General features: G+C 62.7%; 15 protein-coding genes, 1 tRNA gene and 1 riboswitch. Of the genes, 4 read left to right on the top strand and 12 right to left on the bottom strand.

Features of this window, described 5'->3' with window-relative positions; translation table 11 throughout:
- Window positions 1-22: 22 nt before the first annotated feature.
- Window positions 23-655: a LysE family translocator gene (locus ACFQ95_RS08720; RefSeq protein ID WP_422830456.1), complete on the bottom strand. Its 633-nt coding sequence runs from the start codon at window positions 653-655 to the stop codon at window positions 23-25.
- A 48-nt stretch (window positions 656-703) separates the two neighbouring features.
- Complete coding sequence (locus tag ACFQ95_RS08715) at window positions 704-1,213, bottom strand: flavodoxin domain-containing protein (protein ID WP_422830455.1); 510 nt, start codon at window positions 1,211-1,213, stop codon at window positions 704-706.
- A 202-nt stretch (window positions 1,214-1,415) separates the two neighbouring features.
- Between ACFQ95_RS08715 and ACFQ95_RS08710 the strand changes: the two genes are divergently transcribed.
- Window positions 1,416-1,492, top strand: a tRNA-Pro gene (locus ACFQ95_RS08710).
- 102 nt (window positions 1,493-1,594) lie between these two features.
- Here the strand turns inward: ACFQ95_RS08710 and ACFQ95_RS08705 are convergent.
- The 3 genes from ACFQ95_RS08705 to imuA are packed head-to-tail and all read right to left on the bottom strand — an operon-like array spanning window position 1,595 to window position 6,997.
- Window positions 1,595-4,771: an error-prone DNA polymerase gene (locus tag ACFQ95_RS08705; RefSeq protein ID WP_422830454.1), complete on the bottom strand. Its 3,177-nt coding sequence runs from the start codon at window positions 4,769-4,771 to the stop codon at window positions 1,595-1,597.
- 56 nt (window positions 4,772-4,827) lie between these two features.
- On the bottom strand, window positions 4,828-6,114 hold the full coding sequence (locus ACFQ95_RS08700) for a Y-family DNA polymerase (protein WP_422830453.1): 1,287 nt from the start codon (window positions 6,112-6,114) through the stop codon (window positions 4,828-4,830).
- A 43-nt stretch (window positions 6,115-6,157) separates the two neighbouring features.
- The gene (gene imuA, locus ACFQ95_RS08695; RefSeq protein ID WP_422830452.1) at window positions 6,158-6,997 is read right to left on the bottom strand and encodes a translesion DNA synthesis-associated protein ImuA; all 840 of its coding nucleotides are present in this window, start codon (window positions 6,995-6,997) and stop codon (window positions 6,158-6,160) included.
- A gap of 105 nt (window positions 6,998-7,102) precedes the next feature.
- Window positions 7,103-7,202: riboswitch (TPP riboswitch) on the top strand.
- A gap of 91 nt (window positions 7,203-7,293) precedes the next feature.
- Between imuA and thiC the strand changes: the two genes are divergently transcribed.
- Complete coding sequence (gene thiC, locus ACFQ95_RS08690) at window positions 7,294-9,189, top strand: phosphomethylpyrimidine synthase ThiC (RefSeq protein ID WP_422830451.1); 1,896 nt, start codon at window positions 7,294-7,296, stop codon at window positions 9,187-9,189.
- Window positions 9,190-9,278: 89 nt separating this feature from the next.
- On the opposite strand, the gene ACFQ95_RS08685 is transcribed toward thiC, so the two are convergent.
- The 6 genes from ACFQ95_RS08685 to ACFQ95_RS08660 all read right to left on the bottom strand — a co-directional run bounded on the left by ACFQ95_RS08685 (window position 9,279) and on the right by ACFQ95_RS08660 (window position 17,010).
- Window positions 9,279-10,601 carry a hypothetical protein gene (locus ACFQ95_RS08685; protein ID WP_422830450.1) on the bottom strand — a complete coding sequence of 441 codons (1,323 nt, stop codon included), beginning with the start codon at window positions 10,599-10,601 and terminating at the stop codon, window positions 9,279-9,281.
- Window positions 10,602-10,788: 187 nt separating this feature from the next.
- Window positions 10,789-11,799, bottom strand: a complete 1,011-nt coding sequence (locus ACFQ95_RS08680; RefSeq protein ID WP_422830449.1) for a hypothetical protein — start codon at window positions 11,797-11,799, stop codon at window positions 10,789-10,791.
- Window positions 11,800-12,026: 227 nt separating this feature from the next.
- Window positions 12,027-12,938: a 3-hydroxyisobutyrate dehydrogenase gene (mmsB, locus tag ACFQ95_RS08675; protein WP_422830448.1), complete on the bottom strand. Its 912-nt coding sequence runs from the start codon at window positions 12,936-12,938 to the stop codon at window positions 12,027-12,029.
- 24 nt (window positions 12,939-12,962) lie between these two features.
- Window positions 12,963-14,093 (bottom strand): enoyl-CoA hydratase/isomerase family protein, encoded by a 1,131-nt coding sequence (locus tag ACFQ95_RS08670; protein ID WP_422830447.1) that lies wholly within the window; start codon window positions 14,091-14,093, stop codon window positions 12,963-12,965.
- A 97-nt stretch (window positions 14,094-14,190) separates the two neighbouring features.
- Window positions 14,191-15,351, bottom strand: coding sequence for an acyl-CoA dehydrogenase family protein (locus ACFQ95_RS08665; RefSeq protein WP_422830446.1), 1,161 nt, complete (start codon window positions 15,349-15,351; stop codon window positions 14,191-14,193).
- A gap of 141 nt (window positions 15,352-15,492) precedes the next feature.
- Complete coding sequence (locus tag ACFQ95_RS08660; RefSeq protein WP_422830445.1) at window positions 15,493-17,010, bottom strand: CoA-acylating methylmalonate-semialdehyde dehydrogenase; 1,518 nt, start codon at window positions 17,008-17,010, stop codon at window positions 15,493-15,495.
- Between the two features lie 173 nt (window positions 17,011-17,183).
- On the opposite strand from ACFQ95_RS08660, the gene ACFQ95_RS08655 reads away from it, so the two are divergent.
- Window positions 17,184-18,092, top strand: coding sequence for a LysR family transcriptional regulator (locus tag ACFQ95_RS08655; RefSeq protein ID WP_422830444.1), 909 nt, complete (start codon window positions 17,184-17,186; stop codon window positions 18,090-18,092).
- The gene (locus ACFQ95_RS08650; protein ID WP_422830443.1) at window positions 18,089-19,282 is read left to right on the top strand and encodes a VanZ family protein; all 1,194 of its coding nucleotides are present in this window, start codon (window positions 18,089-18,091) and stop codon (window positions 19,280-19,282) included. The genes ACFQ95_RS08655 and ACFQ95_RS08650 overlap by 4 nt, the downstream gene beginning before the upstream one ends.
- On the opposite strand, the gene ACFQ95_RS08645 is transcribed toward ACFQ95_RS08650, so the two are convergent.
- Complete coding sequence (locus ACFQ95_RS08645; RefSeq protein WP_422830442.1) at window positions 19,269-21,569, bottom strand: VanZ family protein; 2,301 nt, start codon at window positions 21,567-21,569, stop codon at window positions 19,269-19,271. The genes ACFQ95_RS08650 and ACFQ95_RS08645 overlap by 14 nt on opposite strands.
- Window positions 21,570-21,641: the final 72 nt, after the last annotated feature.

Raw genomic sequence — 21,641 nt, 5'->3', positions numbered from 1 at the left:
AGTATTGTGTCTTTGCAGGCTGTTAAGCGTGGCGGCGCATCGTCAAGACGACGCCACCCATCAGCGCAAAGATGCCGCCACATGCGCGGTTCACCCAGCGTATGCGTGTTTCGGAGGCGAGCCACGGCGCAATGCTGGCCGCGCCAAACGCACACAGGGTGAGCACCGTGAGTTCCATGGCGGCAAAGGTGCCGCCCAGAATGGCGAACTGCGGCGCCAAGGCTGAGCCCGCGTGCATGAATTGCGGGAAGAAGGCAGCGGCGAACAACAAGCCCTTGGGGTTGCTGGCGCCGACCAGAAAACCTTGCAGGTAACTGGCGCTGCGGCTCATGCGCGGGCCCACCGACGGTGTGTTCCTGCCCATGGCCAGGGCCGGGCTGTTCCAGGTCTTGATGCCGAGATAGATCAAATAGGCCGCGCCCATCACCTTCAGAATGGTGAAGGCGGTTTCAGAGGCCGCCAGCAAAGCGCCCAGGCCCAGGGCCGAGAGCAGCATCGCGCCCAGGGCCGCGGTCACACTGCCCAGACCGGCACACAGCGCGCGGTCCCAGCCGTGCTGTATGGCACGGGTGATGCACATCAGCATCGTTGGGCCGGGAGAGAGCACCAGCACGGCGACAGCGGTGATGTAAAGCAGGTAGGTGGTGATGGTCATGTGGGCCGTGGCTCAGGTCGACGTGAGTGGAAATGGCATGCTGGTGCATCAGGCCGCGCTGGTGGCCTGGTTAGCGGCCTGGTTCACCGGGTGCGCCGCCAGTGCCGCAGGCAGCCATTCGCGGCACCAGGCCACGCCGGCTTCTTCGGCCACCACGTCGCTGCAGGCATCGTGGATGAAGAGCTCGCCCACACGGTGTGCGCCCACGTCTTGCAGCGCGGCGTCGAACTTGCGGCCGCCGCCGGCAAAGGTGTCGCCATAACTCTCATCGCCCAAGGCGATGACGCCGTAAAAGACGTGGCCCAGGTAGCGCGGGTCGGCGCTGAAGGCGTTGAGCAGGGCCTGGGCGTTGTCGGGCACGTCGCCGCTGCCATAGGTGGAGCTGCAGATCAGGTACAGCGTATGTTGTGCGCGGTCTTCATCGAACACGCTGAGATCCACGTTGTCCATCAAGGTGACGTCAATCGATTCGACCAGATCGGCGCAGTCCATCTGGATGGCTTGCGCCACGGATTCGGCGTTGCCGGACATGGTGCCGACGAGAATTTGGAGATTCATGAGAGAGAAAAGCAAAGCTGCATCGAGTGCGGCGCCCATTGGATAGGACGCCAACGCGGCGCGAGCAAAAGAAGACAAGCCGCAAATTGTCCTTTGCTTTGGCTTTTTCGGTTGGCGTCGCGCAGGGTGACACCAATTCTTTTTCACTTTTTTTAGTGCGGATGGTTAAAGTCGAAAAATCGATGTAGAATCTGAGGCTTGTCGGGGCGTAGCGCAGCCTGGTAGCGCATCTGCTTTGGGAGCAGAGGGTCGTGAGTTCGAATCCCACCGCCCCGACCATTATTTAAAAGCCTGGATACTGAAAAGTGTCCGGGCTTTTTCTTTTGCTGCACTGTTTTGTTGTGCTGTGACGTGTTGCAAGAGAAATGGATGTGGCCTGGCTCAATGAAAGTCCCGGCTCGCCACGGCAAGTTGTCCCAGCCGGTGGGTGATGTCCAGCAGCCGCTCGGCCACCAAGTGGCGCACATTGCTCTCAACCTGCCAGCGGCCTTCCACCACCAGCACCTGCGCATTCAGCAAGACCGCGCGTTGTGCGTCGCGCAGTTTCGGCCAAACGATCACATTCACGTTGCCGCTTTCGTCTTCCAGCGTGACGAACACGGTGCCCTTGGCCGTGCCCGGTTGTTGGCGCACGGTGACCAGCCCGCCCGCACGCACGCGGCAGCCATCGCGCATGGCCTTGAGTTCTGCAGCGCTGCGGATGCGGTAGCGGCTGAGCCAGGGCCGCAGCAGGGCGACCGGGTGGCGGCGCAAGCTCAGGCCCAGCGCCGCGTAGTCGTGGCCTATCTCTTCACCTTCGGCGGCTTGGGGCAGGTCGAGAAAGTCTTCTTCTACCGGTGCCTCGCGCAGCAGCGGTGGTGTGGCGTGCAGGGCGCTGGCGTCCCAGGCTTGCTGGCGGCGGTGGCCGCTGAGCGAGTGCAGGGCATCGGCGCGGGCCAGGTGGTTCATGTCCTGGCTGTCGAGCGCGGCGCGGCGCGCCAGGTCTTCGGTGCTGGTGAACAAGGCTTCAGTGCGGGCGCGCACCACGCGCTCGGCACTGGCCGCGGACAAACCAGAGACCAGGCGCAGGCCCAGGCGCACGGCCGGCGGCGGGCGTTTGCTGGACGGGGTTTGATCAGCCGCCGGGCTTTGCGGCTCCAGTATGTGTTGCCATTGGCTGTGCAGCACATCCACCGCGCGCGTGAGTACACCATGGCGCTGTGCGTCCTGCACCAGTTGCGACACGGTATAAAAACCCATGGGCAGGGCATTGAGCAGGGCGGTGAGAAAAAACGCCGGATGGTGGCATTTGAACCACGAGCTTTTATAGGCCAGCAGCGCAAAACTCGCGGCATGGCTTTCCGGAAAACCATAGTTGCCGAAGCCCAGCACCATCTTGAAAATCGATTCGGCAAACTCTGGGCTGTAGCCGTTGGCCGTCATGCCGCTGACGATGCGCGCATGGTATTTGTCGACGCCGCCATGGCGTTTCCATGCCGCCATGGCGCGGCGCAGGTCGTCGGCCTCGCCGCCGCTGAAGCCGGCTGCAATCATGGCGATCTGCATCACCTGTTCCTGAAAAATCGGCACGCCCAGCGTGCGCGCAAGCGCCGGGCGCAAGGCATCGTTTTCATAGACCTCGGGCTCCAGCCCTTGGCGGCGGCGCAGAAAGGGATGGACCATGCCGCCCTGGATAGGGCCGGGGCGCACGATGGCCACCTGGATCACCAGGTCGTAGAACGCTCTGGGCCGCAGCCTTGGCAACATGCTTTGCTGCGCGCGCGATTCGATCTGGAACACCCCCACGGTTTCGGCCTCGCAAATCATGTCGTAGGTGGCTTGGTCGCCATCGGGGATGTCTTGCAGGCAGAAGTCGCTGCCTTCCCACTCGCGTTTGAGTTGCATCGTGCCCTGCAGCGCGGTGAGCATGCCCAGCGCCAGCACGTCGATCTTCAACAGGCCCACGGCGTCGATGTCGTCCTTGTCCCACTCGATGATGGTGCGCCCGTCCATGCTGGCGCTGACCACCGGCACGGTGTGTGTGATGGGCACGCCGGCCAGCACAAAACCACCGCTGTGCTGTGACAGCTGGCGTGGAAAGCCTTTGAGCTCTTGGCTCAGCTTGACCCACTGCTGCACGCGCGGGTTGGCGGGGTCGAGGTCGACCTCGCGCAGGCGTTCATTCATACCCTCGGCGCCAGCGTCTGGATCCAGCCATTTCTGGTTCTTGGCGAGGCGGTCGATTTGTTCGGGCGTCATGCCCAGAGCCTTGCCCACGTCGCGCAGTGCGCTGCGTGTGCGGTAGGTGCTGACGGCGGCCACCAGCGCCGCGCGGTGGCGGCCAAATTTGCTGTAGATATATTGGATGACTTCCTCGCGCCGGTTGTGCTCGAAGTCGACATCAATGTCGGGCGGCTCGTTGCGCTCGCGGCTGATGAAGCGCTCGAACAGTGTGGTGATCAGGTCTGGGTTGACCTCGGTGATGCCCAGGCAGTAACACACGGCCGAGTTGGCGGCCGAGCCGCGCCCCTGGCACAAGATGTCTTGGCGGCGCGCAAACTGCACGATGTCGTAGACGGTCAGGAAGTACTTCTCGTAATGCAGGTCGCTGATCAGCTCCAGCTCTTTCTCCAGCATGCTTTGCACCTTGGCCGGCAAACCTTGCGGGTAACGCCGGCCCGCACCTTCATAGGTGCTGCGGCGCAGGTAGCTGGTGGGGGTTTCACCATCCGGCACCACCTCGCTGGGGTATTCGTAGCGGAGTTCGTCCAGGTTAAAGGTGCACTGGCGCGCCACGTTCAAGGTCTCGGCCAGGCAATCGGGCGGGTACAGCCCGGCCAGGCGCGGGCGGGGGCGCAGGTGGGCTTCGGCGTTGGCCTCCAGGCCGTAGCCGCAGTCGGCCAGCGGCTGGCCCAGGCCCACGGCGGTGATCACATCGTGCAGGGCTTTGCGCGCGCGTTTGTGCATCAGCACACCGCCGGCCGCCACCAGGGGCACACCGCTGTGCTGGCTGGCCGTGCGCAGGTGGTGCAGCCACAGGGCGTCGTCCATGCGCTGATGCAACTCCACGGCCAACCAGGCGCTGCCGCCGGGGAATTGCTGGCGCAGCCACAGCGCGTGGCTGGTGATAGCCTCCAGCGTGGCGCTGTGCTGCAGGTCGCGCCGCGGCAGCAGCAGGGCTTGGCAGTCGGGCAGGGCCAGCGGCCAGTGGTCTTTTTGCAGCCGATAGGCGCCGCGCGGCAGGCCGGCGCGGGCCTGGGTGATCAACTGGCACAACTGGCCATAACCTGTGCGGTTGCGTGCCAGCAGTACCAAGCTAAACCATGGGCTGTCAGCGGCCGGGCCGTCATGCACCTTGAATTCGGCGCCGATGAGAATGGGGAAGCTGCGTTTCTTCGCCTCGACATGTGCGCGCACCACACCGGCCAGGGAGCATTCGTCGGTGATGGCCAGCGCGGTGTAGCCCAGTTCCTGCGCACGTGCCACCAGTTCAGCGGGACTGGAGGCGCCACGCTGAAAGCTGAAGTTGCTCAGGCAGTGCAGCTCGGCATAGGCTGGCGGGATTTCATCTTCATGCATGAAATCGCCTCTTTGGGCATGCTGCATAAGCGGTGATAGCTATGAAAAACATAGATTTATCCATAGATGCCGTGCAGAAACCAACCGGTTTGAGGCTCGCGGTAAATCCATACCAAACCGGCGTGTTCACTCAGCGCCAGGTAGTAGTCGCGGCGTGTGGGGGCGCTGTCCCACCAGTTGGCCTCGATGCGCTCGGGCCCGGCCAGGCGCGTGAGCTGGCCCTGGTACAGCGGACGATCACCGTGCATGGCCAAAGCCAGGGGTTGGCGCAGCAGCCAGGGCGGTTGCTGGGCCAGTGCAGCGGGAAAGGGCGGTGTGCTGGTTTGGCGCGGCTTGGGTTTTGCCCAGGTGGCCGGTTGCCACGACTGGTGCTGCGGCGTGCGGTGGTCGGCATGGGCTTGCGGGCGCAGCACCTTGCTGGGGCCTAGGCGCGCGGATAAACGTTCGACCAACTGCTGCAACGAGTCGCCGCTGGCCTGGTCTTGCGGCAGCAGGCTGGGCGTGTGGTCGGGCTGGGCTTGCACGTCGAGCGCTTCCAGCGTGATGGCCACCACGGGGGCGGCGAGTGTGGTGCGCGCCAGGTGCTCGGCCAGCAGGCGCGCCAGGTGGGTGGTGTCGCGCGTGGCCTCGGCCGTGCGCACGCTGAGGGTGCCGCTGGCGGCTTCGCTACGGCGCTGTAGGTCGTGTTCCCAACGCAGCACCAGCCCGGTGGTGCCGCACTGGCGCGCCAGCAGCCAGGCCTTGAGTTGCAGCAGCAGGCGGTGGACACCAAACATCAGGCCAGAGGCGACTTCAATCCGGCCCAGGAATTCGAGCCGCTGCGTGAATTGTTCCGGCAGTTGCACCCAGGCGTAGCTCTCAGCCGCCAAGCCGTAGGCCTGGTCTATGGCGCGCAGCAGGTCGGCGCCAAAACGGCGCGACACACCGCCGCGGGGCAGGGCGCGCAGCGGGCCGAGGGTGTGGCAACCGAGTTGCTGCAGGGTGATGTCGTGGGGGCGCGCAGCGGCCAAATGGGTGGCGGGCAGTGCGTCGAGTGTGGCTTGCAGTTGTTGGCTGTTGCAGCCTACGAGCTGGAGCCCATCTTGTGGCGCCAGGGTTTGCAGCAGGGCGAGCGCGGCCAAGGCCGTGGGGGCCACGGCCATGCAGGGCACACCTTGTTGTTGTGCCTGCTCTTGGATGCGCCCGAGCAGCGCGCGCCGGCCACCAAACAAACGCTCGCTGCCCGAGGCCTCCAGCAGCACGCTGGCTTCAAGCACACACACCCGCGGGCTGAACTGCAGCGCCCACCAGCTCAGTGCCTGCAATTGCTCCTGCTGCAGTGCGGCTGGGCTGGCGGCTTGCACGCCACCCGCTGCCGCCTCTGGTGGTGCTAGGGGCGCTGCCGGCTCAGGCGTGTTTGTGCCATCGCTCGGGGCTGAGGGGCAGGACGCTGGCGGGGACAGGGCGATCCACAACATGGACGGGCGGTGGTGACGAGGTGACGGGGTTGGTGACGGGGGTGATGACTGGGATAGGTTTCGGGTTCTGCCAACTCTGCTGTCGTCGCTTGCCCAGCACGGCCAACACCGGAGGCATGGCGGTGTGGATTAGCAGCGGCTGTTCACGCACCGGGCCACGGCGCTTGAGGATTTGCACCTCCAGCGCGGGCAGGCTTTCAAGCGCGCCTGCTGGTGCGGCCTGCGTGGCCTGGCGTAGGCCTATGCGCAGGGGCGCGGGCGAGGTGGCGTGTTGTGTATCCAGAGGGCGAAACACAAACAGCAGCGGCGGGCGCGGCTGGTGCGCGGCCTGGCTGGCGAGTTGCAGGCGGCGCAGTTGCTCGGCACGGGCCTGCGGCAGCCACACCAGCAACGCGGCCAGGTCGCGGCAACGCAGGGCCTGCTCGGCGGCCCACAGGCGCTCCTGGTGCACGTCGGTATCGACCATCAGCAGATCCGCCAAACCCAGGCCCGCAGCGCTGAGGGCCGGCATGTGTGGCCAGTGCGGGCTGCCCACCAGCACCACCATGCCGCGTGCCGCCGTGGCGCGCAGCACCGGACGCAGCAAGCGCCATTCGTGCAGGCCGGGCTGGGCCTGCAGCACTTCGCTGATCTGCCCTGCGGGCCAGCCGCCACCGGGTAATTCGGCGTCCAGTACGGCGTGCCCCGTGGGCTGCACGATGCTGGGTGCAACACCCAGTTCGCTGGCGCGCCAGAGGTGGTCGAGGGTGGGCAGGGCGGCGCGGGGCATGTGATGCTCTTGAAAATACTGTTTATATACACAGTATATAGGGATGTGTGTGATCCAGGAAGAAAAGAATTCGGACCAGGGCGGCGTGCTGCAGCGCGTATACTCGCGCTCGCTCCGGGGTGCACCATGTGCTGAGACGATGCAAATCGAACCCGATGAACTTGAACCGGTTAGTACCGGCGGAAGAAGAGCGCAATGTCAGAAAAAGTCCGTGTGTGGAGCAATCCGTGCACGCACACATTTGACGGCGGCACTGACCGGAGCTTTTTGTACCCACGTACTTTGAAAGGCTCCAGATGAATGCTCCCGATAGACTTGCTCTCGCCGACTTTGCCGAACGCCTGGCACTGACCCGCGCACCGTTTCCCGCCTCCGCCAAGACATACGCCTCGGGTGTGCTGCATCCGCAATTGCGCGTGCCCATGCGCGAGATCGCGCTCAGCAATGGCGAGCGTGTGTCGGTTTATGACACCTCTGGCCCCTACACCGATGCGAGTGCACAAATCGACGTGCGCCACGGCCTGGCGGCCTTGCGCGCACCCTGGATAGAGGCGCGTGGCGATTCCGAGGCCTACACCGGCCGCGCCCCGCAAGCGCTGGACGACGGCACACGCGACGAACAGCACACCCGCCTGCTGGAACTGCGCCGTGAAGCCGCAGGCCTGCAGCGCACACCGCGCCGCGCCAAGTCTGGCCAAAACGTGACCCAAATGCATTACGCGCGGCGCGGCATCATCACGCCCGAGATGGAATACGTGGCCATACGCGAGAACGGCCGGCGTGAATGGATGGCCGAATACCTGAGCGACGCCGAGCGCGAACAACGCCTGCGCGGCAACCCCATGGGCGCGCAGATTCCGGCGCTCATCACGCCCGAATTCGTGCGTGACGAAGTGGCCCGTGGCCGCGCCATCATTCCGGCCAACATCAACCACCCTGAAGTGGAACCCATGGCCATTGGCCGCAACTTCCTGGTGAAGATCAACGCCAACATCGGCAACTCGGCGGTCACGTCTAGCATTGACGAAGAGGTGGAAAAACTGGTGTGGGCGATACGCTGGGGCGCCGACAACGTGATGGACCTGTCCACCGGCCGCAACATCCACACCACACGCGACTGGATCGTGCGCAACAGTCCTGTGCCTATCGGCACCGTGCCGATTTACCAGGCGCTGGAGAAGGTCGGTGGCGTGGCCGAAGACCTGACCTGGGAGATCTTCCGCGACACACTCATCGAGCAGGCCGAGCAGGGCGTGGACTACTTCACCATCCATGCCGGCGTGCGTCTGGCCTACATCCACCTCACGGCGGGCCGGCGTACCGGCATCGTTTCGCGCGGCGGATCCATCATGGCCAAGTGGTGTATCACGCACCACAAAGAGAGCTTCATCTACACCCACTTCGAAGACATCTGCGACATCATGAAGCAGTACGACGTGAGCTTCTCGCTGGGCGACGGCCTGCGTCCCGGCTCGGGCGCCGACGCCAACGATGAAGCCCAGTTCGCCGAACTGCGCACCTTGGGCGAGTTGACCCAGGTGGCCTGGAAACACGACGTGCAGACCATGATTGAAGGCCCGGGCCATGTGCCCATGCACATGGTGCAGGCCAACATGACCGAGCAGTTGAAGCACTGCCACGAGGCGCCGTTCTATACCCTGGGCCCGCTGACCATAGACATCGCCCCCGGCTACGACCATATTGCCAGCGCCATAGGCGCGGCCATGATTGGCTGGTTTGGCACGGCCATGCTGTGTTACGTCACGCCCAAGGAACACCTAGGCCTGCCGGATCGCGACGACGTCAAGGCCGGCATCATTGCCTACAAGATTGCCGCACACGCGGCCGACGTGGCCAAGGGCCACCCGGGCTCGCGTGCGCGCGACGACGCGCTGAGCAAGGCCCGCTTCGAATTCCGCTGGAGCGACCAGTTCAACCTGAGCTTGGACCCCGACACCGCGCGCGACTTCCACGACGAAACCTTGCCCAAGGATTCGAGCAAAGAGGCGCACTTCTGCTCCATGTGTGGCCCCAAGTTCTGCTCGATGAAGATCACCCAGGACGTGCGCGACTACGCCGCGCAAAAGGGTGTGAGCGAAGACGCCGCGCTGGCCCAGGGCTTGGCCGATAAATCGGCCGAGTTCCGCAAGGCCGGTGGCGAGTTCTATATCCCGATACAGCCGGTGGCCTAGGGGAGAACTATCAAAACAGTAGCTGCCATCGCTTTGCTTTTAAGCGCTGGCAGCCTGTTTTTCTTAAGAGTCCTGGCCGCTTTTTCGCTTTATTCGCGGTAAGCGACGCTGTCCGGGTAGTCCAGCCCGCTGTCGTTGGTGATGGGCGCCGAGAAGCTGCGCAAGCTTGTGTTCAGTTTGCCCTGTACCTCGGCGGCGCTGTTGCCAATCTGGTGGTACACGCTCCAGCCGTGGCAGCCATCCGGTGGGTTGCCGCCTTCTATACAAATGGTGTATTTGCCGCGCAGGTAGTCGAAGAACTTGGGCCGCATCTGTTTCAGCAGCAGGTCGCTCACCTGGTAGGGCACGGCGTCTGTATGGCCGCTGGGCTGCTGCAGGGGTGACACCCGGGGAACATCAAAGGTCCACTGCACGGGTGTGATCTGCTCCACCAGGGTGATGTTGTTCTTGTCGCTGCGGCTGTGTTTGAGCGCGGCGTAGTGCACCACGTACATGGTGCCGTAGAGTTTGATGCGGCTGTCTTGGCCGGCCGTGTTGGCGGGCGTGGTGTTTGGCATCGTGTTGGTGTTCGATGCGAGCTGCGTTGGTGCTGCGGTACGCGCATCGGCCTGCAAGCGCTGGGCCGTGGCCTGGGCGGTTTGTGCGGCTTGGCTTGCCTGGGCACGTTGGGCTGCTGCTGCATCCAGTTCGCGCTGAAGCTGCGCCTGCCGCGCATTGTTTTGCGCCAGCAATGGGGTGGATGGGGTAGATGGTGTGGCCTGCGCTGCGGTCGACGGCACTTGTGCCTGGGTGCGCGTCTGTGGCTGTGTTTGTGTGGCTGAGCCCTGTGGCTGAGGCCGCTGCAGGTTTGCCCGCTGCGCTTCGAGCCGCGCACGCTCCTCGGCAAAACGCTGCTGATTCCGTGCCACGTCGGCTTGGCTTGCATAAAGCTGCTGCTGAATGCGCCTGGCGTTCGCCGCCTCGGCCAGGCGCGCGGCCGCCTGGTTCTGGTAAGCCTGGCCAAGCAAGGTGCCAAACAAGGCCATGCCCTGCGCCGTGCTCATGCCCGAGTCTTCTTCGGCCTGGGCCGCAGCCTGACGCGCCGCACGTTCTTCGGCAAGCTTCAGGCGGCGCTCCTCTTCCTCCAGCTCGCGTTGGCGTTTGGCCAGCGCCACGCGCTCGGCTTCCAGCGCTTCTTTCTCGGCCACCAAGCGGCTCTCGGCCTTGGCCAAGCTAGCCTTCGTCGCCGAACCCGTGGCCAGCTTGCGCGCGGCTGCCAACTGCGCCTCGGTGCAGGCGAAGTCTCTGGCCTGGGTGCACCTATTCGCCCGGTCTATGGCCTGGTCGAAGTCCAGCTTGTCCATCTGGTCGAGCTGCTCCGTCATGCGCAGCAGCTCGTCCGTGGTGGCGGCTTGCGCGGCAAAGCAGGTCATCAAAACGGCGCTGATGAGGGCGCGTCGAATAAGTGAACGAATGGTCGTGAGTTCAGGAAAACAGCTTAAAAAAAAGCAGCACTTAACCATGTATTCGAAAAGCGAGATCAAAGCACATACCGTCAAATTACGTTTTAAAGTTTTTATGGGAATTTATATAAACTTTCGTTTGTAATTGGAGGGTATCCTAGGGGATATTTGTAATGCGAAATGCAATTAACTTGGCTGCAATGGATACACATAGTCCGCCAGCCAATTTTAATATTCCCCAGACTATAGCTCCTTGATTCCGAGATTTGGCTAATGCCACCTCTTTTTTGTCACCATCAGTTATGCAAATATAGGCTAAATCAAGCCAATCATCAATTGAATCTTCTGCCGCTGTGCCTAGATGATCTGCAATTTTATAAGCAGCAAAAATGCATGCTCCAGAAATTAATAAGAAATGGGCAAGTTGAAGTAAAGATGCTTCGGAGTTTAAATAATATGGAGCAAGAAAGATCATTAAAGCCAATACCCCGGCACCAGCTAAATATCTTGTTATGAGGGGAGTCCAGTCAGTATGCGAGCGAATAAATCTCCATGCCGCGTTACTTCTCGCCTGAGGAAGTGCGTTAAACCATTCATCGATTGTGTTGAGAAGGGTTCGTGCGACCGCGTAATCCACATATTTAATACTAACAACAGCAGTTCGGGCACCTCCCATTAGCCGAAAGATTTTGGGCATATCAATATTGCTCATCTTTCTTTGTATCGCCACGGGTGAGGCAATTCTTACGCTAATGGTATAGCTTTGTGGTTGGGCAAGTTTGGGGAGAATTAGTAAAAAATTATACGTTACTAAAACACTTTCAACCGAACTGGTTGATCCGGTATTGAATGCTTCAAATCGCTCGAAGGAACTAAATGTGTCTTTAGTGTCGTTTATGTAGAAAACACTAACGGAGCAGTTGGAAGAGCAAATGTTATATTGCTCACAAATCTGCCCAATTCGCAGATTTAGCTGCTTGAAATCATTGAAAACGACATGAAAAGATTCATCATATGTTTTTGAAACTTCTTCTGATTTTCCTGTTAGTTCATGATATATGTTTTGAAGTACTTGAATACTTACAGGAGTTCTATTCGGGGTTCCCTCTCCTACAACTGCCATATCGCCCGAGGAGCCCGCTGTATCATTGATATTTGATTGATTCATTAATGTCAACGTTGCTATAGTTTTTAATAAATCAACGCGATCTCCTTAACAGGAACATTAAAACGCCTTGTAAAATTTTTGGCGTTATGATTGCGTTAGATTTTTGTTACAAATATTAACTATAGCGGTGTCCCCACGAACTCGAGATGTGAGGACGCCAAATATTCGAGGTGCAGATAACTTTCGTCGCGTGAAAGCGACGGTCGCGCTCCAGTGAGTCGCTCACCTCACCCCTTGCGCTGCACCAGTTTGATCACGCTGGAAAAGTCCAGGGCCCCATGGCCCGCCAGGCTGTGCGCGGCGTAGAGGCTGCGCGCCAGGCCGCCGAGTGGTGTGGCAGCGCGCACGGTGGTGGCGTTTTCTTGCGCCAGGCCCAAATCCTTCAACATCAAATCGGTGCCAAAGCCACCGGCGTAGCCCTTGGAGGCGGGTGCGGTTTCCATCACGCCGGGCATGGGGTTGTATTTTTCCAGCGCCCAGTTGCCGCCCGAGCTGCGGCGCATGATCTCGGACAGCACTTTGGGGTCCAGGCCGTTAGCGGCGCCCAGGGCCAGGGCTTCGGAGGTGCCTATCATCAAGATGCCCAGCAGCATGTTGTTGCAGATCTTGGCGGTCTGGCCCGCGCCCACAGCGCCCGCGTGGAAGATGTTCTGGCCCATCTTTTCAAGCAGCGGGCGGGCGCGCTCCAGGTCGGCTGCGGCAGCACCGACCATGAAGGTCAAGCTGCCGGCGATGGCGCCGCCGGTGCCGCCGGAAACCGGCGCGTCTATCACCTGCACGCCGCGTGTGGCCGCCACCTGCGCCACCTTGATGGCACTGCTGGCCGAGATGGTGCTGGAGTCAATCACCAAGGTGCCGGACGACAATTTTTCCAGCAAACCCTCTTCACCTGCGCGGCCCAGGTACAGCGCTTCCACGTGCTGGCTGGCGGGCAACATGCTGATCACCACCGAGGCACCAAGTGCCGCATCCAGCGCGGTGGCCGAGACCGGCACACCTGCGGACTTGACCTTGTCGCAGGCATCGGGCGACAGGTCGAATGCGCGCACGGCGTAGCCGGCCTTGTGCAGGTTGATGGCCATGGGGCCGCCCATATTGCCCAGGCCTATGAAGGCGACGGTGGTGATCTTGTTTTGCATGTTGGTCTCCGGTTGATTTTGTTTTTAAGTCAGATCGGCCAGCGGGTGTGTGCCCTCAAAGCGGTCGATGAAGTGGTCTTCTATGATGGCCGGCGTGACCTCGGCCAACGTAGCTGGCTGCCAGCGTGGGTTGCGGTCCTTGTCGACCAGCAGGGCGCGTGTGCCTTCAGGGAAATCGGGGTGGGCGCAGCAGGCCAGCGACACGTTGTATTCGACGCGGAACACCTCGGCCAGCGACATGCGTGGCACACGTTGCCACAGCGCAAACGAGATGGCAGCGCTGGTGGGCGAACCCTTGGTGTAGGTGGTGGCAGCGGTGGTCAGCCACGGCACATCACTTTGCAAGCTGCGCAGGCGTTGGTCGATCACGGCCAGCTCTTCACCGGCCATGAGTTGGTTGACGCTGTCAAAGTGTTCGCGCACCAAAGAGGCGGGCAAGGCGCTCACGACAAAACCGTCGAGCAGGCGCGAGAGTGTGGCGCGGTTGGCTTGGGCGTCTGTGCTCCAGCTGGTGTTGCTGATGGCTTGCAGCACCTCGGCCTTGCGCGCCTGGTCTATACACACATCGGCCAGGCCGCAGAACAAGGTGTCGGCCGCGTTCAGCGGCGCGGCGGTGAGCGCCAGGAACAGGCCCACGCGTCCCGGCATGCGGCGCAGAAACCAACTGCCGCCCACGTCGGGGTACAGGCCGATGTTGATCTCGGGCATGGCGATGCGGCTCGTGGGCGTGACCACGCGGTGCGACGCGCCCGCCAACAGGCCCACACCACCGCCCATCACAATGCCATGGCCCCAGCACAGAAAGGGCTTGGGGTAGTTGTGTATCAGGTGGTCGAGCACGTATTCGGTGGCGAAGAAGTTTTGCGCGTAGGGGTTGGGCGCACTGCCGTGTTCGCGAATGGTGTCGTACAGGCCACGAATGTCGCCGCCCGCGCAAAAGGCTTTTTCGCCGCTGGCCTGCAGGATGACACCAGCGATGTTGGCGTCAGCAGCCCATTGCTGCAGTTGCGGCGTGAGCAGCTCCACCATGCGCAGTGACAGTGCGTTGAGCGCGGCGGGCACGTTGAGTGTGGCCACGCCAAAACTTTGGCCACCAGCGGTGGCGATTTCATCGAACAGGATCACGTCGTCGGATGAGGATGAAGCTAGGGTCATAGAGAAATGTAGATGGCTATGGAGGTTTCGAGCTGCTGATGCACAGTGAATCAGCGCTGCAGCTTGATTTGATGATAAGCGTGCAGCGCGTCCGGTTTCACCGTGGGATGTCGTGTGTGTTCACATCCAGCAGCCGCCGCGCCACGATCACCCGCATGATCTCGTTTGTGCCTTCGAGGATCTGGTGCACACGCGCGTCGCGCAGCAGGCGCTCCAGCGGAAATTCGTTGAGGTAGCCATAGCCGCCATGCAACTGCAGCGCTTCGTTGCAGACGTTGAAGCCGGCGTCCGTGGCAAAACGTTTGGCCATGGCGCAATAGGTGCTGGCGTCGACGTGCGCGGCGTCGAGTTTGCTCGCGGCCAGGCGCACCATCTGGCGGGCGGCCACCAGTTCGGTGGCCATGTCGGCCAGCTTGAATTGCAGTGCCTGAAAGCTTGCCAGGGGTTTGCCAAACTGCTGGCGCTCGTGCAGGTAGCCGCGTGCGGCATCCAACGCGCCTTGGGCCGCGCCGACCGAGCAGGTGGCGATGTTGATGCGCCCGCCGTCCAGCCCCTTCATGGCGATGCGAAAACCTTCACCCTCGGCGCCTAGCAGGTGGTCGGCGGGGATGTGCACGTTGTCAAAACTGATGGTGCGTGTGGGCTGGCTGTTCCAGCCCATCTTGTGTTCCTTCTTGCCGTAGCTGATGCCCGGTGTATCGGCCGGCACCGCAAAGGCCGAGATGCCTGCGGCGCCCGGGCCGCCGGTGCGTGCCATCAGCACCAGCACGTCGGTGCTGCCCGCGCCCGAAATGAAGGCCTTGCCACCGTTGATCACGTAGCCGTCGCCCTGGCGCTCGGCTCGGGTTTTCAGCGCGGCGGCATCCGAGCCCGCGCCCGGCTCTGTGAGGCAATACGAGGCCAGCTGTGCGCCGCTGGTCAGCGCTTCGCCCCAACGCTGGCACACGGCGTCCGTGCCCCAGGTGCCTAACATCCAGGTGGCCATGTTGTGGATGGTGATGAAGGCCGTGGTCGAGGGGTCGACCGCCGCCAGTTCTTCGAACACCAGTGTGGCATCCAGCCGGGGCAGGGCCAGGCCGCCGATGCGCTCGGGCGCGTACAGGCCGCAAAAGCCCAGGGCACCGGCCTTGGTGATGGCCTCCTTGGGAAAGATGGCCTCGCGATCCCACTGCGCCGCGTGGGGCGCAAACTCAGCTCGGGCAAAGGCGCGCGCGGTTTGCGCAAACGCGCTTTGTTCTTCAGACGTTTCAAAGTCCATGAATAGGGCAATCGTTGTCGGTTTTACTGTCTTCGCGCGCAGACACCATGGAACCGGCTTTGCCGGGCCGTGGGTGTCGCCCCCTGCAAGGGGGTTGGCGAAGCGACACGCAGTGCGCGAAGACTGGGGGTGTTCAAGTGTTCACTTCAGGCTGATGGTGGTGTTGACGCCATGGGAGACGGTGCTGTCGTCAAACCAGCGCTGCGTGATGGTTTTGGTTTGGGTGTAGAACAGGATCACCTGTTTGCCATACGGGCCCAGGTCGCCCAGCTTGGAGCCGCGCGAGCCGCTGAACGAGAACAATGGCACTGGCACAGGAATCGGCACGTTGATGCCCACCTGGCCCACGTCTATGTCTTCCTGGAAGCGGCGTGCTGCCGCACCGCTTTGCGTGAAGATGGCGGTGCCGTTGCCGTTGACGTTGCTGTTGATGAGTTCAATCGCGTCGTCGATGTTGTCGGCGGCGGCCAGGCATAACACCGGGCCGAAGACTTCCTGGTCGTAAATCGTCATGCCGGGTTTCACACCCGAGAAGATGGTTGGGCCTACGAAGTTGCCTTTCTCGAAGCCGGGCACCGTGGGCTTGCGGCCATCGAGCTCCAGCTTGGCGCCATCGGCCTCGCCTCGGGCGATCAAGCCGTTGACACGGTCATATGCGGCGCACGACACCAGCGGGCCCACGTCCACCCCTTTTTCGGTGCCGGCACCGATCTTCAGCGTCTTGGCCTTGGCCACGAGTTCGGGCACCCATTGCTGGGCTTCGCCCACCAGCACCACCACCGACAGTGCCATGCAGCGCTGGCCGGCCGCACCAAAGGCCGCACCGGCAATGGCGTTGAGGGTTTGCTCCTTGTTCGCATCGGGCATCACGATGGCGTGGTTCTTCGCGCCCATCATGCATTGCGCACGTTTGCCGGCCAGTGTGGCGCGGTTGTAGACGTGGGTGCCGACCTTGGTCGAGCCCACGAAGGACACAGCCTTGATGTCGGCGTGGTCGCAAATGGCGTTGACCACATCCTCGCCGCCGTGGATGACGTTGAGCACGCCGGGCGGAATGCCGGCCTCCAGCGCCAGTTCACACAGCCGCATGGTGACCATGGGGTCTTGCTCGGACGGCTTGAGCACAAAGGTGTTGCCGGTGGCAATCGCCATGGGGAACATCCACAGCGGGATCATGGCCGGGAAGTTGAACGGTGTGATGCCCGCGCAAACGCCCAGCGGCTGCAGCAGGGTGAAGGTGTCCACACCACCGGCGACGTTGTTGGCCAGTTCGCCCAACTGCAGGTTGCCGATGTTGGCCGCGTGCTCTACCACCTCCAGGCCACGGAACACATCACCTTCGGCATCGGGCAGGGTCTTGCCTTGCTCGGCCGTGAGGATGGCGGCCAGCGCGCCCATGTTTTCGCGGATGAGTTGCTGGTACTTGAGGAAGATGCGTGCGCGGGCACCGATGGCGGTTTTGCGCCAGGTCTTGAACGCGGTCTTGGCCGAGGCCACGGCGGCATTAACTTCGTCCGCTGTCGCAAACGGCACACGGGCCAGCACCTCTTGTGTGGCGGGGTTGACGACGTCGCGCCACACCGTGGTCTTGGACTCCACAAACTCGCCGTTGATCAGCAGTTTGACGGTGGGGATTTTGATGGTGGTTGGGGTGGTCATGTTTGTCTCCGTGATCGGTCCATTTGGGCAAGTTTGCGGTGTCTAAAGCACCTTCTCGGACGATGCTAACATTGCAAACACGCCCTTACAAGCTTCAAAATTACGATTGATATCTGCAAATTTGCACAGCGATACGGGCGCAATCACGCTGCAAAAATGACTGGGAGGCAACCGTGAACTGGGACGACTTGCGCTTCTTTCTGGAGCTTTCACGCACCGGCCGCCTGGTGGTGGCGGCGCGCCGTCTGGAGGTGGACCACACGACCGTGTCGCGCCGCATCCAGGCGCTGGAAGCCGCCATCGGCGCCCCTTTGTTTGACCGCATGCCCGCTGGTTACACGCTGACCGAGGTCGGCCGCAAACTGCTGCGGCACGCCGAGAACATGGAGACGGCTTCCATCGCCGTGCAGCGCGAAGTGCTGGACCCGGCGGGCGACCTGGCCGGTGTGGTGCGTGTAGGCTGCACCGAAGGTTATGGCACCAATATGCTGGCGCCGCAACTCGGCCAACTGGTGGCGCAGCACCCGCGCCTGGTGGTGGATTTGCTGGCCGTGCCACGTGTGGTCAACCTCTCGCGCCGCGAGGCCGACATCGTGATCACGCTGGAGCGGCCGAAACGCGGCCCGTTCGTGGTGCTGAAGCTCACCGACTACGTGCTGGGCTTGTATGGCTCGGCCAAATACCTAGACGCACACCCGCCTATCCAAAGCCGCGAAGATCTGGACCAGCACATGTTTGTTGGCTACGTGGACGACCTGTTGTTCAGCCAGGAGCTGCATTACCTGGACGAGTTGTGCCGCCCCGAGCGCGTGGGCCTGCGCAGCACCAGCATATTGGCGCAGCACCAGGCGATTGCGGCCGGTGCCGGCATTGGGGTGTTGCCGCGCTTCATTGGGCACCAGGATGCCAGCCTGCGCCCGGTGTTGCCCGAACGGCTGATGACGCGCACCTTCTGGATGTCGATGCCGGTGGAGATCAAACACCTGGCGCGTATGCAGGCGGCGTGGGCGTTTATCAAGGGCTGTGCCGAAGGGCAGCGCGATTTGCTGCTCGGGCCACACAACATCAAGGACAGGAAATGACTGCACGTCCCGCCGCCATGTCTGCTGCCACGGCTGACACGACGCCGAACACCACGAGCGTGAGCCACTACCGCATCGCCGTCGGGCTGGTGCTGCTGCTCATCGTCTACGGCTCGTTGTTTCCGCTCGAATGGAACTTTGCACATCCGCAGGCGTTTCTGTTCAACGGCACGTCCGACCTCAGTGACGTGCTGGAAAACGTGGCGTTGTTTTTCCCGCTTGGGTGTTTGCTGGCCGCACGTGGTGTGCGCAGCGCGGCGCGGTTCGTCGTGTGGTTTTGTATCGCCCTGGTGGTTGCGGCCGGCTTGCAGTGGCTGCAGAAGTTTTTGCCACGCACGCCGGCGCTGTCGGACGTGTTGTTCAATATGCTGGGGCATGTGCTCGGCTGGGGTTTCGGCGCCGTGATGGCGCAGATGTACACACGGGCCGCAGAGCGCCGCCCCGGCTTGCGCCAGGGCAACTACTTTGTCATGGCGCTGCTGGTGTTGTGGCTGGTGGCCGAGCTGTTTCCGCTAGTGCCGTCGCTCAACCCCGGTGCATGGCTGCACAAGCTGCTGGGCCTGCTGCACCAGCCCTGGTGGGAGCCGCGCCGCCTGTGGTTGCATCTGGGCATGACGGTGATGGGCTTGGCGGCGTTGGCCGAGTGGCTGCATTCCGTGGGGGCGAGCCGCGCGGCTGTGGGCCGTGCGGGTGTGGCGGCTGGTCTGTTGATGCTGCTGGGCAAGTTTGTGGTCTGGCATCAGAACCCGGGGCTGGCCGTGGTGCTCGGCATTCTGGCCGGTGTTGGGCTGTGGTGGCTGATGGCGCAAGCACATGACGGGCTCAGGACCTGGCTGCTGTTTGGTGTGGCGCTGATCACTTATGGCGTCCATGCCTTGTGGCCGTTTCAGTGGCCAGGCCCGCCCAAGGCCATGCTGTGGCTGCCGTTTGCGTCGTCCTTGTCGAGCAACATCGAATCGGTGATCACCACGGTGGCGCTCGAGTCGTTGTGCTTTGGCAGCTTGATCTGGGGGGCTGTGCGCCGGGGTTTGGGGCTGCCCGTGGCCGCTGTGGCCGTGGCGCTGCTTGCATTTGGCGCTGAATGGAGCCAGCGCTACCAGCCTGCGCGCACGGCCGAGATCACCTCGGTGCTGTTGGCCTTGGGCATGGCCTGGCTGGTGGCTGCGTTGGGCAAAACTAGGCGCGTGTGACCGGGGCGCTTGGCATACGTTGCCGCAGCTTAGGCCTAGGGCTTTGCAGGCCGATCCACACGCCCGCGGCCATGGCGCCAATGCCGGCCAGAAACAAGCCGACCCAGCGCATCAGCAACTCGGGTGTGCTCAACGGGTGGGTGCGGTCGGGCCCGAGCAGGAATTGCGGGCCGGAGAACACGGCGCCGTATTTTTCAATCTGGTCATTCAAGCCGTGGGTCAACAGCCACCAGCTCAGCGGCACCGACAGCACCAGCGTGAACACTGCTGCCATGCGTTGACCCCAGCGCAGCTCACCCATGGAGCCCAAGGCCACGGCGTTGCCACACATCAAGGCCACCAGCAGGTACAGATAACCACCACCGCCCCAGCCCATTTCGCCGTCGGGTTCAATCAGTTCGTTCAGGTTGTCGGTGGAACTCCAGTCAAACGCAATGCCCTTGCACAGCCACAGCGTCAGGCCGGCCGCCAGCACAATCGCCAGCTGACGGCCCACGGGCAGGCCCTTTTTGTGGCGCGGCGGGCGCAGCACCATCATCAGCGCCAGGAAGATCGGCAGCGGTGCGTACAGCGCCGAGAAGCGCACGCAGTACTCCAGGAAGCTGATGCTGCCGGGCGCGTCCAGGGTGATGAACACTTTGCGCATGGTCTCGCCCCAGATGTCTTTGTTGATGACAAACCAGTTGATGTTGGCCGAGCCGGCAATGTCTTCAATGCTTTCGGTGGTGACACCCGACCACAAAAACGTCAGCGTGACCAGGCACACCGCCAAGGCGGCAAACGGGAACAGCAGCGCCGGGTGGCGTGCGCGGCGCAACCAGCGGGCCAGCCATACCGGACCCGCACCAATCGACACCACGGCCAGTGCAAAACAGGCTATGGCCAGCGGGCTGGCATCGGCGCGGAACATGTCCACCACGTTGTAAGGAATGCCCGGCAGGCGCAACACCGCCGACATGGCCAGCACGATGAGCGCCACCAGCACGGCGGTGGCGATGAGGCTTTTGCGCCACGAGGAGGTGGCGGAGGGGGCGCTCAGGGGTGCCGAGGCGCTGGCCGGTGCCGAAGCCGTCGTGGCGGTGCGCGCGTCGCGCTGAGCCGTGGCTTCGCGCGGCCCGCCGTGTGCACGGTGCCCGCTGTGCCGAACTGCCGCAGCGGTTTCCTTGCGCTTGATGGGCACCAGGGCCAACACCTGGCCCAAGGCCAGCACCAGCAGCACCTCGGTGATATCGGCCGTGCGTGTCGAGATGAAGATCTGCGCCGACTCCATCACCAGCACCCACACCGCCAGCAGCACGCTGATGGTCATAGGCTTGGAGCCGCCGAGTTGCGCCATGTGCAGCATGCCGCCAAACAACACCAGGTTGGCGACCAGCGCGCCCACGTTGGCGAGCATGGAGCCCTCCAGCATGGCCGCGAACGGAATCCAGCGCATGTCGCCGGGCACCTGGGCCAGCGTGAACGGGGCGAGCGAGGCAATCGAATACGCCAGAAACAGCGCGATCGACACGGCTTGCCGCCGCTGCCGCTCTGGCATGCCGGACAACACCGCCCAGCCCACCACACCCACGGCCAGACCCAGCATGCTGGCAAATTCCACATGGCTGCCCTGGATGAAGAACTTGCCCGCCATCACCGCCCCGCAGAGCAGCGCCAGGCCCAGAATGCCTTGCGCACGGCTTTTGAAGAACTGCAGTTCCGTCAGCAGTTGGCCCACCAGCAAGGCCAGCGCGGCACGCAGCACTAGTTCACGCAGGCTGAAATCGCTGGGGCTGATGAGTTCCTTGAGCTTGTCTTTCAGCAGTTGCAAGTCCAGGCTGGGCACCAGGGGCAGCCATTCACCAACCACCCAGGCTGCCAGCAGTGCGGCGGCCACCATGCGCTCGGTCGACAATTGGCCGGCCGAGAGACGCCGCAGCACCGGCACGCTGATGGCCACGCCGGTCACACAACCCACCATGTTCCACAGTACGTCGCCCACCGCCGGGTCGCGCGACGGTACCCAGGCCTGGCCAATCTGTGCCACCACCGCCACCACAAAACCCCACACCAGGGTTTTGACCAATGCCTTTTGGTGGCTGCTGCGCGGTGCCCACACGGCGATGCCGGCAATGCCCCAGGGCACAAACAAGCCTACGTTGCCCAGCACGTCGCCCCGCCCGGTGAACAGCTTCAGGTCGGTCAGTGCCTGCTGCCACACATCGGGCGGCGCTGCCGTGAAGTTGAACGGGTAGAGCGACCCGTACATGATCAGAAAACCGGTCAGCGCCAGAAGTGCATTTGCCATGGTGTTTTTGTTGTGAGGGCGGAGGATTTGCGTAGGTTTTGCCGCGTCGCTCGCATGCTACTGCAAGCGTAT

This window comes from Variovorax sp. HJSM1_2, assembly GCF_049316285.1.
Classification (GTDB): Bacteria; Pseudomonadota; Gammaproteobacteria; order Burkholderiales; family Burkholderiaceae_C; genus Rhodoferax_B.
The sequence above is the reverse complement of the archived record's forward strand: the minus strand, read 5'-3'. Positions and strand labels throughout refer to the sequence as shown.